Source organism: Pseudomonas frederiksbergensis, from assembly GCF_017114915.1.
In the GTDB taxonomy this organism is placed as follows: domain Bacteria; phylum Pseudomonadota; class Gammaproteobacteria; order Pseudomonadales; family Pseudomonadaceae; genus Aquipseudomonas; species Aquipseudomonas frederiksbergensis_I.
Genome location: NZ_JAAUOE010000051.1, coordinates 1 through 12,454 on the forward strand (window position 1 = coordinate 1; position 12,454 = coordinate 12,454).

Below are 12,454 nucleotides of genomic sequence, written 5' to 3' on the forward strand. Positions count from 1 at the left end.
AAGGCGAGTCCAGTAGCTTCTGCAGATACTGACCATAGCCAGTCTTCTTCAAAGCATCAGCCTGAATACTCAACTGCTCGGCACTGATCCAGCCATTGTGATAAGCAATCTCTTCCAGGCACGCCACTTTCAGCCCCTGACGCTGCTCAATGGTATGCACGAAGTGACTGGCTTCCAGCAACGAATCATGGGTACCGGTATCCAGCCAGGCGAAACCACGACCAAGCATTTCGACATTGAGGGTCTTCTGCTCGAGGTACACACGGTTAACGTCGGTAATTTCCAGCTCGCCACGTGGGGACGGCTTGATGTTCTTGGCGATTTCAACGACCTGGTTGTCGTAGAAATACAGCCCCGTCACCGCATAGCTGGATTTTGGCTTCAGCGGCTTCTCTTCGATGCTCAAGGCACGGCCGGCAGCGTCGAACTCGACGACACCAAAACGCTCCGGATCCGATACGTGATAGCCGAATACGGTCGCGCCGACTTCTTGGGTGGTGGCGGAACGCAGGTTTTCCGAGAAGTGCTGACCGTAGAAGATGTTGTCGCCCAGGATCAGGCAGCAAGGGTCCTTGCCGATGAACTCTTCGCCGATGATAAAGGCTTGTGCCAGACCGTCCGGGCTAGGTTGCTCGGCGTAGGTCAGTTTGATGCCGTACAAGCTGCCATCACCCAGCAATTTCTGGAAAAGTGGTAGGTCTTCTGGGGTGGAGATAATCAGGATTTCGCGCATACCGGCCAGCATCAGCACCGACAGCGGATAGAAGATCATCGGCTTGTCGTAGATTGGCAGCATCTGCTTGGACACGCCGAGGGTCAAGGGGTGCAGACGAGTGCCCGAGCCGCCGGCGAGGATGATGCCTTTACGATTTGTCGTGGTCATTTATTCAGGACTTCCATCAGCATTCGGGTGACACCACTTTGCCAATCCGGCAAGTGCAGAGAGAAATTGTCGCGCAGTTTCTGAGTGTTCAACCGGGAATTCAGAGGGCGGCGCGCCGGTGTTGGGTAAGCGGTTGTGTCTATCGGATTGATCGCTGTAACAGCGAGCTCTTCACCGTTGGCCTTGGCAAAACCGATCACGTGGCTGGCGTAGCCATGCCAGGATACTTCGCCGGCGGCCGCCAAGTGATACAGGCCCGCCAGTTCAGGACGCTGCAGCACTTGTTGAATGGCCAGCGCAGTCACGTCGGCGATCAGGTCCGCGCCGGTCGGCGCGCCGATCTGGTCGGCGATGACGCTCAAGGTCTCGCGATCCTTGCCCAGACGCAGCATGGTTTTGGCAAAGTTGTTGCCGCGAGCGCCATAGACCCAACTGGTGCGGAAGATCAGATGCTTGCAGCCCGAGGCTTGAATCGCTTGTTCACCGGCCAGTTTGCTGGCGCCGTAGTGATTCACCGGGGCGACGGCATCGGTCTCTTGCCATGGCGTCAGGCCTTCACCGCTGAACACATAGTCGGTCGAGTAGTGAACCAGCCAGGCACCCAGGGATGCAGCCTCTTCAGCCATGACCTGACTCGCCTGACCATTCACACGGTCAGCCAACTCAGTCTCGGATTCGGCTTTATCGACAGCGGTGTAGGCCGCAGCGTTGACGATCACGTCGGGCTTGACCTGACGGATCGTCGCGCGCAGTGCATCGAGATCAGACAGGTCGCCGCTCAACCCATCGACCGGGTGACGGTCCAGGGCGATCAATTCGCCAAGCGGCGCAAGGGAGCGTTGCAGCTCCCAGCCCACCTGGCCGTTTTTTCCCAACAGAAGAATTTTCATGCTTTATCCAAACGATCCGTGTAGTTCTGGTCGATCCATTGCTGGTAGCTGCCGCTCTTCACGTGAGCCACCCACTCAGTGTTGTTCAGGTACCACTCGACGGTCTTGCGGATACCGGTTTCAAAGGTTTCTTCCGGTGTCCAACCCAGCTCGCGCTGAATTTTGCTGGCGTCGATCGCATAGCGCTGGTCGTGGCCCGGGCGATCCTGAACGTAAGTGATCAGGCTGGCGTGTGGGCGATGAGCGGAGTCCGGACGCAGTTCGTCGAGCAGTGCGCACAGGGTGTGCACCACTTCGATGTTTTGTTTCTCGTTATGGCCGCCGATGTTATAGGTTTCGCCGATCACGCCTTCAGTCACGACTTTGTAGAGGGCGCGGGCGTGGTCTTCGACGTAGAGCCAGTCACGGACCTGGTTGCCTTTGCCGTAGACCGGCAGCGGCTTGCCTTCCAGTGCATTGAGAATGATCAGCGGGATCAACTTCTCAGGGAAATGGCAGGGACCGTAGTTGTTCGAGCAGTTGGTGACCAGGGTCGGCAGGCCGTAGGTACGGCTCCAGGCGCGAACCAGGTGATCGGAACTGGCCTTGCTGGCCGAGTATGGCGAGCTTGGCTGATACGGCGTGGTTTCGGTGAAGAGGTCTTCCGGACCTTCGAGGTCTCCGTAGACTTCGTCGGTGGAGATATGGTGGAAGCGGAAGTTGGCTTTACGCGCATCATCCAGTGCTGCCCAATAATGGCGTGCAGCTTCCAGCAAGGTGTAGGTGCCGATGATGTTGGTCTGGATGAACTCGGACGGACCGGAGATCGAGCGGTCAACATGGGACTCTGCGGCCAGATGCATGATGGCATCCGGTTGGTGTTCACGCAGGACACGATCGACCTGATCACGGTCGCAGATATCGACGCGTTCGAATACGTAACGCGAGTTCTGGCTGACTTCGGCCAGCGACTCAAGGTTACCGGCATAAGTCAGCTTATCGACGTTAACGACAGAGTCGTTAGTGTTGGAGATGATATGACGAATGACTGCCGAGCCGATAAACCCGGCGCCGCCGGTTACTAGAATTTTCACGCGAAACCATACCCTTAAGTTGCTGACAGGGCCGTCAACCGCGCACTGTCTAATCCATGAATGCAAAAGCCATCAAGTCAGCCGAGGCTTCTGACAGAGCCACTCTGAACCGATACGGGAATTACTCCTATCGATCAAGCGCAGCATTTTACAGCTTAATGAAGGTTTTACTAATGGATATGGACAGGCTGCGCTGCAAATTCGATACCACGGGCTTGTCGTAGTCAGACGAGACGCTTGCGTGAAGCCCTGGATGTACGCCCCAGAAACCAGCCAAGAATCGGCCCGATCACCATGCCGACCAGCAGCGCAAGCACCATGATCAGCGAGACTGGCAGCTGTGGCCCCGCCCACCCCAGAAACAGCAATGACACGCCTTGCTGGTTCTCAAGAACGAACGCCAGGATTGCCAGAACGAGCAACAGGATAAATACAGCGAGAAGTACGCGCTTGAGGTTACGCATCGGCAGTTCCTTGAAGTGCAGCAGCTGTCAAAGCCCCTCCTCCTCTTCTTCGTTCACGCGATCGCGCAGTTCTTTGCCTGGCTTGAAATGCGGAACGAATTTGCCGTCGAGACTGACGGACTGACCGGTTTTAGGATTGCGGCCTACGCGCGGTGCGCGATAGTGCAGTGAAAAGCTGCCAAAACCACGGATCTCAATTCGATCGCCTGTGGCCAGGCATTGGGACATTTGCTCAAGCATGGTCTTGATGGCCAGCTCCACATCCTTGGATGAGAGTAGCCCTTGATGGGTGACAATTCGTTCGATCAACTCCGACTTCGTCATATTTTTCCCTTCTTTTTCAAGCAGCTAGATCAGCGCTTCAAAGGTTTTAGCATGCCCGGAGGAATTTGAACAGCCCGAGTTCTTGACATCTCTTTCCCGACACTGAGATGCCCGATTTCAGAGCACCTGAACACTACTCAAACCCTGCATTCACCTACAGATAACCAGCATGGTGCGTGTCAGATAACCCGCGGGATTGAAGCCAAAAGGGAATTCATCTTCCTCCTTTGCGTCATCGGACCTTACGACAACTTTATAGCCCGCGCCCTTGCACTCCCTGGCAGCTCGCTTGTGGCACCTCTCCCATCCCGAACCCAGCCCTGAACAATCGATCTCTATGCCACTGACCCCACGCACCGCATGAGTCTTGGCGCTGGTAGTACAACCTGCCAATGTCATTACCACTATCACGACAATGAGCTTGTTCATTCACTTCCTTAGACCAGGCACACTGCCCGACGGTCGTTCACTTCAAACCAAGACTAGCCCTGAATCAACGATTGCCCCACATAAAGAAACTGACAGCCCATCCAGATCGTTGGTTTCATGAATGAAAGATTGTTGGGGAATTCATCAAATTGCAGACACAAAAAAGGGCGACCGAAGTCGCCCTTTTTTATGGTCTGACAGAACTCAGTTCTGTTTTTCCATTTGTGCACGCAACAGGTCGCCCAGAGTGGTAGGACCAGCAGCGATGCTATCAGCAGGCTTGTCTTTCAAGCTCTGGATAGCTTCTTTCTCGTCTTCAACGTCTTTCGACTTGATCGAGAGCTGGATTACGCGGCTCTTGCGGTCAACGCTGATGATCTTGGCTTCTACTTCTTCGCCTTCTTTCAGAACGTTGCGCGCGTCTTCAACGCGGTCACGGCTGATTTCGGAGGCTTTCAGAGTCGCTTCGATATCGTCGGCCAGAGTGATGATGGCGCCTTTGGCGTCAACTTCTTTCACGATGCCTTTAACGATGGCGCCTTTGTCGTTCTCTTGAACGTACTCGGAGAACGGATCGCTTTCCAGTTGCTTGATACCCAGGGAGATGCGCTCGCGCTCTGGGTCAACCGACAGGATAACGGTGTCCAGCTCGTCGCCTTTCTTGAAGCGGCGTACGGCTTCTTCGCCCACTTCGTTCCAGGAGATGTCGGACAGGTGAACCAGACCGTCGATGCCGCCGTCCAGACCAATGAAGATACCGAAATCGGTGATCGACTTGATGGTGCCGGAGATTTTATCGCCCTTGTTGAACTGGCCAGAGAAGTCTTCCCATGGGTTGGACTTGCACTGCTTGATGCCGAGGGAGATACGACGACGCTCTTCGTCGATGTCCAGAACCATGACTTCCACTTCGTCGCCGACTTGTACGACTTTCGAAGGGTGGATGTTCTTGTTGGTCCAGTCCATTTCCGAAACGTGTACCAGACCTTCAACGCCTTCTTCCAGCTCAGCGAAGCAGCCGTAGTCGGTCAGGTTGGTTACACGAGCGGTAACGCGAGTGCTTTCTGGGTAACGGGCTTTGATAGCAACCCATGGATCTTCGCCCAGCTGCTTGAGGCCCAGGGAAACACGATTGCGTTCGCGATCGTACTTCAGAACCTTGACATCGATCTCGTCGCCAACGTTGACGATTTCGGAAGGATGCTTGATACGCTTCCAAGCCATGTCGGTAATGTGCAGCAGGCCATCGACGCCACCCAGATCGACGAATGCGCCGTAATCGGTGAGGTTCTTGACGATACCTTTGACTTGTTGGCCTTCCTGCAGGGATTCCAGCAGAGCTTCACGCTCGGCGGAGTTCTCGGCTTCGAGGACGCTGCGACGGGAAACGACAACGTTGTTGCGTTTCTGATCGAGCTTGATGACCTTGAATTCCAGCTCTTTGCCTTCCAGGTGCGTGGTGTCGCGCACTGGACGGACGTCAACCAGAGAACCTGGCAGGAACGCACGGATGCCGTTAACGTCGACAGTGAAGCCGCCTTTAACCTTACCGTTGATAACGCCCTTGACCACTTCTTCGGCTGCGAAGGCTGCTTCCAGAACAATCCAGCATTCAGCGCGCTTGGCTTTTTCACGGGACAGCTTGGTTTCACCAAAGCCGTCTTCAACCGAGTCCAGCGCAACGTGAACTTCGTCACCGACGTTGATGTTCAGTTCGCCAGCGTCGTTGTAGAACTGCTCAAGCGGGATGAGTGCTTCAGACTTCAGGCCAGCGTGAACGGTTACCCAGCGAGCCTGGTAATCGATATCAACGATAACACCGGTGATGATGGAGCCTGCCTGAAGGTTCAGGGTTTTTAGGCTTTCTTCAAAGAGTTCCGCAAAGCTTTCGCTCATTTTAATTCCTGTTGATAAGGGCGAAGAATACGCCCATCTCCACATCCCAGACGATGTGGGTTAGTTTCATTTAAAAGAAGCACCGCAGGACTATGACTGGTCCCCCGCGGCCCTCTTGGTCACCCGGCGATATCGCGAATGGCGATCTCGCTCATGATGCGTTCCAGCACCTGATCGATGGATAATTCCGTGGAATCCAGCTGTATGGCGTCAGCCGCCGGCTTGAGCGGGGCTACCGCTCGCTGGGTGTCACGCTCATCGCGCGCACGTATCTCATCTAGCAGACTCGACAGACTAACACCATCGACTTTGCCCTTCAACTGCAAGTAGCGTCGGCGCGCACGCTCCTCGGCACTGGCCGTGAGGAAAATCTTCAACGGCGCGTCGGGAAATACCACCGTCCCCATGTCACGACCATCGGCCACCAGACCCGGCGATTCCCGAAAGGCCCGCTGGCGCTGCAGCAGCGCCTCACGAACGGCGGGCAATGCAGCCACCTGAGAGGCACCCGAGCCGACACTTTCGGTACGGATGACATCGCTGACTTCATCACCTTCCAGAATAATGCGCTGCAGCTGACCATCGGTCGCCGCGATGAACTGCACATCCAGATGAGCGGCGAGCTTCTTGAGCAATTCCTCATTTGTCAGATCGACGCCATGGTTACGCGCCGCGAAAGCCAGCAACCGATAAAGTGCACCGGAATCCAGCAGGTTCCAGCCCAGGCGCTTGGCCAGCATCCCGGCGACAGTCCCTTTGCCAGAGCCGCTTGGCCCATCAATGGTGATGACCGGTGCGATGCTGATCACGACTGAGCCTCTTGTGCCACACGAATACCGACCTGCGCGCACAACGCAAGGAAGTTCGGGAACGAGGTCGCAACGTTGGCGCAATCATGGATGCGGATCGGTGCAGTGGCGCGCAGCGAAGCCACGCTGAAGGCCATGGCAATCCGGTGATCGCCGTGACCGTGCACTTCACCGCCGCCGATCTGACCGCCGTCGATGATGAGGCCGTCCGGGGTGGGCTCGCACTTGACGCCCAACGCCAGCAAACCGTCCGCCATGACCTGGATCCGGTCCGATTCCTTCACGCGCAGCTCTTCAGCGCCGCGCAGTACGGTGCGCCCTTCGGCACATGCCGCGGCCACGAACAGCACCGGGAACTCGTCGATGGCCAGTGGAACCAGCGCTTCGGGAATCTCGATACCTTTGAGTTTAGCTGCCCGTACGCGCAGGTCGGCTACCGGCTCGCCACCGACTTCACGCTGGTTTTCCAGAGTGATGTCAGCGCCCATCAGGCGCAGGATGTCGATTACGCCGGTGCGGGTCGGGTTGATGCCGACGTGCTCGAGCACCAGCTCCGAACCTTCGGCAATCGACGCCGCCACCAGGAAGAACGCCGACGACGAGATATCGCCCGGCACTTCAATGTGAGTCGCGGTCAACTTGTGGCCAGACTCGACCGAGGCAGTCGCGCCGTTGACGGTCACCGGATAGCCGAAACCGCGCAGCATGCGCTCGGTGTGGTCGCGAGTCGGTGCCGGCTCGGTGACCGTGGTCTTGCCTTCGGCGTACAGACCCGCCAGCAGCAGGCAGGATTTAACCTGGGCACTGGCCATCGGCATGGTGTATGTCAGGCCTTTTAGCTTGTTGCCGCCACGAATGGTCATCGGTGGACGACCTTCAGCGGCAGTCTCGATCACGGCACCCATTTCGCGCAGCGGATTGGCCACGCGATTCATCGGACGCTTGGACAGCGAAGCGTCGCCGGTCAGGGTGCTGTCGAAGTTCTGCGCAGCCAACAGGCCAGACAGCAGACGCATCGAGGTGCCGGAGTTGCCCAGATAGATCGGGCCCGGTGCAGGCTTGAGGCCATGCAGGCCGACGCCGTGAATGGTCACACGACCGTGGTGCGGACCTTCGATGACGACACCCATGTCGCGGAAAGCTTGCAGGGTCGCCAGAGCGTCTTCGCCCTCGAGGAACCCTTCCACTTCGGTGACGCCTTCGGCCAGGGAACCGAGCATGATCGAGCGGTGGGAAATCGATTTGTCGCCCGGTACACGAATCCGCCCAGTCAGGCGGCCACCAGGTTGTGCCAGGAAAATCAGATCGTTGGAATTCATAGCGTCCACATAGGCCCGGCGGGCCAGGATTTTACTGAAATGCTCGCGGGCAACCCGGGCGCGCGTGAACACGCCCAACAATTGGTGCCCATCCCCTGCATCGACCGCGTCGCGCAAGGCGTCGAGGTCGCTGCGAAATGTATCGAGTGTGCGCAGGACAGCTTCGCGGTTGGCGAGGAAGATGTCGTGCCACATGACCGGGTCGCTACCGGCGATTCTTGTGAAATCGCGGAAACCGCCCGCAGCGTAACGGAAGATCTCAAGATTTTCATTGCGTTTGGCCAACGAATCGACCAAACCGAACGCCAGCAAGTGCGGCAAATGGCTGGTCGCCGCCAACACCTCGTCGTGACGCTCGACCTGCATGTGCTCGACGTCGGCGCCCAGTTCGCGCCACAACCGGTCGACCACCGCCAGCGCGGCCGGATCGGTCTGATCCAGCGGCGTCAGAATCACTTTATGGCGACGGAACAGTTCGGCATTGGAGGCCTCCACCCCGCTCTGCTCGGAACCGGCGATTGGATGCCCCGGCACGAAACGCGCCGGCATGCCGCCAAACGCCTCGGTCGCCGCGCGCACCACATTGCCCTTGGCACTGCCGACATCGGTCAGAATCGCCTGCCCCAGATCCATGCCCGCCAACAGCGCGAGCAACTTCTCCATGGCCAGGATCGGTACCGCCAGCTGAATCACGTCCGCGCCCTGACAAGCCGCCGCCAGGTCTTCTTCGCAGCGATCCACCACACCCAACTCGACCGCCAGCTTGCGTGATTGCGGATCGAGATCAACCCCGACCACCTCGCGGCACAGACCGCTTTCACGCAAGCCCTTGGCAAACGAACCGCCGATCAACCCCAGACCGATCACCACCAGGCGACCGATCATAGGTTGAGCAGATTGCAATGCAGTGACATCAACCACGGGCCAAAACCTTGGTCAGCGCCTCAAGGAAGCGGCTGTTTTCCGCTGGCAAACCGATGGTGATGCGCAGATGGTTCGGCATGCCGTAGTTGGCCACCGGACGCACGATCACGCCTTCGCGCAGCAACCCCTCGAACACCGGAGCAGCGACGCGCCCCAGATCGACACAGATGAAGTTGCCCTTGGATGGAATCCAGCTCAGGCCCAGCTCACGGAAACCCGCTTCCAACTGCCGCATGCCGGACTCGTTCAGGCGACGGCTTTCAGCCAGGTACTCGACATCTTGCAGCGCAGCACACGCGGCGGCCTGGGCGAGACTGTTGACATTGAACGGTTGACGCACGCGATTGAGCACATCGGCGACGATGGCCGAAGACAAACCGTAGCCGACCCGCAACGATGCCAAGCCGTAGGCCTTGGAGAACGTGCGCGAAACCAGCAGGTTCGGATAAGCGGCCAGATAGTCCAGGCCATCCGGCAAGTCGCTGCCTTCGGCGTACTCGATGTAGGCTTCGTCCAGCACTACCAGCACATGGGCCGGTACGTCCTGCAGGAATTCATCCAGCGCCTCGGCGTCGAACCAGGTCCCGGTGGGGTTGTTCGGATTGGCGATGAATACCACGCGGGTATCGGCATCGATCGCGGCCAGCATGGCCGGCAGATCATGGCCCCAGTCTTTGGCCGGGATCACTTTTGCCTGGGCGCCAACGGCCTGGGTCACGATCGGATAGACCGCAAACGCATGCTCACTGAACACCGCGTTCAGGCCCGGTGCCAGATAGGCACGAGCGACCAGTTCCAGAATGTCGTTGGAGCCATTGCCCAGCGTTACCTGGTTCAGCTCGACGCGGCACTGATCGGCGAGCAGGGTCTTGAGGGCAAAGCCGTTGCCGTCCGGATAGCGGGTCAGCTCGGCGAGCTCTTCGCGAATCGCTGCCAGTGCCTTGGGACTGGCGCCCAGCGGGTTTTCATTGCTCGCCAGTTTGACGATGCTGGCCGGATCGAGGTCCAGCTCACGGGCCAGCTCGTCCACGGGTTTGCCCGGAACGTAAGGCGAAAGTTGTTGCACGCCCGGCTGCGCCAGAGCGAGGAAGTTGCCACTCATTTGCTACCCCCTTAGAGAACTGCTTTCGGGTAGGAACCCAGCACTTTGAGTGCCACTGCTTCCTGACTGATCTTTTCCAGCACACCTTTGACCAGCGGGTCGCGGTGGTGGCCGACGAAGTCGATGAAGAACACGTAGGTCCATTTACCGCTGCGCGACGGACGGGTCTCGATCCGTGTCAGGTCGATACCATTGTCGTGGAACGGCACCAGCAATTCGTGGAGCGCGCCGGGCTTGTTGCTCATGGAGACGATGATCGAGGTCTTGTCGTCGCCGGTTGGCGGCACTTCCTGGTTACCGATCATCAGGAATCGCGTGGAGTTGTCCGGGCGATCCTCGATTTTTTCGGCCAGACGGGTCAACCCGTAAAGGCCAGCAGCCATGTCGCCGGCAATCGCCGCCGAGTTCCACTCACCCTTGACCCGCTTGGCCGCTTCGGCGTTGCTGGACACCGCCACGCGCTCGACATTCGGGTAATGGGCATCCAGCCATTTGCGGCACTGGGCCAGGGACTGGGCGTGGGAATAGATGCGACTGATGCTGTCGGTCTTGGTGTTTTCGCCGACCAACAGGTGGTGGTGGATGCGCAGCTCGACTTCGCCACAGATCACCATGTCGTGCTCGAGGAAGCTGTCGAGGGTGTGGTTGACCGCGCCCTCGGTGGAGTTTTCCACCGGGACCACGCCAAAGTTCACCGCACCGGCCGCCACTTCACGGAACACTTCGTCGATCGCCGCCATTGGCTTGCTGATCACCGCATGACCGAAGTGCTTCATGGCCGCAGCCTGAGTGAAGGTACCTTCAGGGCCGAGGTAAGCTACTTTCAGCGGCTGCTCGAGGGCCAGGCACGAGGACATGATTTCGCGGAACAGCCGCGCCATCTCTTCGTTGCCCAGCGGCCCCTGGTTACGCTCCATCACGCGCTTGAGCACCTGAGCTTCGCGCTCAGGACGATAGAACACCGGCACTTCGCCTTCGGCCAGCGAGGCCATCTTTACTCGCGCAACTTCCTGGGCGCAGCGTGCGCGCTCACTGATCAGCTCCAGGACTTTTTCGTCCAGAGCGTCAATGCGAAGGCGCAGTGCCTTGAGTTCTTGCTCAGACATTAGCCGTGTTCCTTCTCGAACTCTGCCATGTACGAAACCAGTGCGTTGACCGCAACGATATCGACGGCGTTATAGATGGAGGCACGCATGCCACCTACGGAACGGTGACCCTTGAGGTTCAGCAGGCCACGTTCGTCGGCACCGGCCAGGAACGGCTTGTCCAGACGATCGTCAGCCAGACGGAACGGCACGTTCATCCACGAGCGGTCCGACTTGTTGATCGGGTTGCTGTACAAGCCGCTGGCGTCGATGAAGTCGTACAACGTGCGCTGCTTCACTTCATTGAGCTTGCCAATAGCTTCGACACCACCCTGCTCTTTCAGCCACTCGAACACCAGACCGGACAAGTACCAGGCCAGGGTTGGCGGGGTGTTGTACATCGAGCCGTTATCGGCCGCGACTTTATAGTTGAGCATGGTAGGGCAAATGGAACGGGCGTGACCCAGCAGGTCTTCGCGAACGATGTTCACGACGATGCCGCTCGGACCGATGTTTTTCTGGGCGCCGGCGTAGATCATGCCGAAGCGCGAAACATCGACTGGACGCGACAGGATGTCCGAAGACATGTCGGCGACCAGCGGCACATCACCGGTTTCCGGGATCCACTGGAATTCCAGGCCGCCGATGGTTTCGTTCGGCGCGTAGTGAACGTAGGCCGCGTCCTTGGACAGGCTCCATTCGTTCTGACCGGGAATCGCGAAATAGTCGTAAGGCTTGGCGGTTGCGGCAACATTGACGTGGCCGTAGCGCGAGGCTTCTTCCATCGCTTTCTGCGACCAGATACCGGTGTCGATATAGTCGGCGGTGCGACCTTCGGGCAACAGGTTCAGCGGAATCTGAGCAAACTGCTGGCTGGCGCCACCTTGCAGAAACAGCACTTTATAGTTCGAGGGGATATTCAGCAGATCACGCAGATCCTGCTCGGCCTTGGTGGCAATGGACACGAACTCATCGCTGCGATGGCTCATTTCCATGACCGACAGGCCCTTGCCGTGCCAATCAAGGAGTTCCGCCTGAGCGCGCTTCAGGACAGCTTCGGGAAGCGCCGCAGGACCGGCACAGAAGTTATAGGCTCTCTTGCTCACATCCAATCTCGCTCTGATTTGGTGGTCACTTAAATCTTTCGGTCTGCGGATGATCGTTCCCACGCTCTGTGTGGGAATGCATCCAATGACGCTCTGCGTCATGGGACGCGGAGCGTCCCGAGCGGCATTCCCACGCAGAGCGTGGGAACG

12 protein-coding genes are annotated in these 12,454 nt (G+C 58.2%); all 12 read right to left on the reverse strand.

What is annotated here, in order from left to right:
- On the reverse strand, positions 1–883 hold an 883-nt coding region (gene rfbA, locus HCU66_RS24335; RefSeq protein ID WP_205890957.1), incomplete at its 3' end, for a glucose-1-phosphate thymidylyltransferase RfbA.
- The gene (gene rfbD / locus HCU66_RS24340) at positions 880–1,773 is read right to left on the reverse strand and encodes a dTDP-4-dehydrorhamnose reductase (RefSeq protein ID WP_205890958.1); all 894 of its coding nucleotides are present in this window, start codon (positions 1,771–1,773) and stop codon (positions 880–882) included. The genes rfbD and rfbA, both read right to left, overlap by 4 nt.
- Positions 1,770–2,846 carry a dTDP-glucose 4,6-dehydratase gene (gene rfbB / locus HCU66_RS24345; RefSeq protein WP_205890959.1) on the reverse strand — a complete coding sequence of 359 codons (1,077 nt, stop codon included), beginning with the start codon at positions 2,844–2,846 and terminating at the stop codon, positions 1,770–1,772. Before rfbB ends, rfbD begins: the two co-directional genes overlap by 4 nt.
- Positions 2,847–3,070: 224 nt before the next feature.
- A complete protein-coding gene (locus tag HCU66_RS24350) occupies positions 3,071–3,310 on the reverse strand; it encodes a LapA family protein (protein WP_205890960.1) in 240 nt (79 codons plus the stop codon).
- A 27-nt stretch (positions 3,311–3,337) separates the two neighbouring features.
- Positions 3,338–3,634: an integration host factor subunit beta gene (gene ihfB, locus HCU66_RS24355; RefSeq protein ID WP_007899751.1), complete on the reverse strand. Its 297-nt coding sequence runs from the start codon at positions 3,632–3,634 to the stop codon at positions 3,338–3,340.
- 150 nt (positions 3,635–3,784) lie between these two features.
- Positions 3,785–4,063 carry a hypothetical protein gene (locus tag HCU66_RS24360; protein ID WP_205890961.1) on the reverse strand — a complete coding sequence of 93 codons (279 nt, stop codon included), beginning with the start codon at positions 4,061–4,063 and terminating at the stop codon, positions 3,785–3,787.
- 204 nt (positions 4,064–4,267) lie between these two features.
- A complete protein-coding gene (rpsA, locus tag HCU66_RS24365; protein WP_205890962.1) occupies positions 4,268–5,959 on the reverse strand; it encodes a 30S ribosomal protein S1 in 1,692 nt (563 codons plus the stop codon).
- A 119-nt stretch (positions 5,960–6,078) separates the two neighbouring features.
- The gene (cmk, locus tag HCU66_RS24370) at positions 6,079–6,768 is read right to left on the reverse strand and encodes a (d)CMP kinase (RefSeq protein WP_205890963.1); all 690 of its coding nucleotides are present in this window, start codon (positions 6,766–6,768) and stop codon (positions 6,079–6,081) included.
- On the reverse strand, positions 6,765–8,972 hold the full coding sequence (locus tag HCU66_RS24375; RefSeq protein WP_241015663.1) for a bifunctional prephenate dehydrogenase/3-phosphoshikimate 1-carboxyvinyltransferase: 2,208 nt from the start codon (positions 8,970–8,972) through the stop codon (positions 6,765–6,767). The genes cmk and HCU66_RS24375 overlap by 4 nt, the downstream gene beginning before the upstream one ends.
- A gap of 28 nt (positions 8,973–9,000) precedes the next feature.
- On the reverse strand, positions 9,001–10,113 hold the full coding sequence (gene hisC / locus HCU66_RS24380) for a histidinol-phosphate transaminase (protein ID WP_205890965.1): 1,113 nt from the start codon (positions 10,111–10,113) through the stop codon (positions 9,001–9,003).
- Positions 10,114–10,124: 11 nt separating this feature from the next.
- Complete coding sequence (gene pheA, locus HCU66_RS24385; protein ID WP_007939916.1) at positions 10,125–11,219, reverse strand: prephenate dehydratase; 1,095 nt, start codon at positions 11,217–11,219, stop codon at positions 10,125–10,127.
- Positions 11,219–12,304, reverse strand: a complete 1,086-nt coding sequence (serC, locus tag HCU66_RS24390) for a 3-phosphoserine/phosphohydroxythreonine transaminase (protein ID WP_205890966.1) — start codon at positions 12,302–12,304, stop codon at positions 11,219–11,221. The genes pheA and serC overlap by 1 nt, the downstream gene beginning before the upstream one ends.
- Positions 12,305–12,454 lie beyond the last annotated feature (150 nt).

Bases quoted from the DNA above. Each gene is read 5' to 3' on its own strand.
- HCU66_RS24360 (WP_205890961.1), bottom strand. From the start codon at position 4,063: ATGAACAAGCTCATTGTCGTGATAGTGGTAATGACATTGGCAGGTTGT.
- rpsA (WP_205890962.1), bottom strand. From the start codon at position 5,959: ATGAGCGAAAGCTTTGCGGAACTCTTTGAAGAAAGCCTAAAAACCCTG.
- hisC (WP_205890965.1), bottom strand. From the start codon at position 10,113: ATGAGTGGCAACTTCCTCGCTCTGGCGCAGCCGGGCGTGCAACAACTT.
- ihfB (WP_007899751.1), bottom strand. From the start codon at position 3,634: ATGACGAAGTCGGAGTTGATCGAACGAATTGTCACCCATCAAGGGCTA.
- rfbD (WP_205890958.1), bottom strand. From the start codon at position 1,773: ATGAAAATTCTTCTGTTGGGAAAAAACGGCCAGGTGGGCTGGGAGCTG.
- HCU66_RS24375 (WP_241015663.1), bottom strand. From the start codon at position 8,972: ATGATCGGTCGCCTGGTGGTGATCGGTCTGGGGTTGATCGGCGGTTCG.
- pheA (WP_007939916.1), bottom strand. From the start codon at position 11,219: ATGTCTGAGCAAGAACTCAAGGCACTGCGCCTTCGCATTGACGCTCTG.
- HCU66_RS24350 (WP_205890960.1), bottom strand. From the start codon at position 3,310: ATGCGTAACCTCAAGCGCGTACTTCTCGCTGTATTTATCCTGTTGCTC.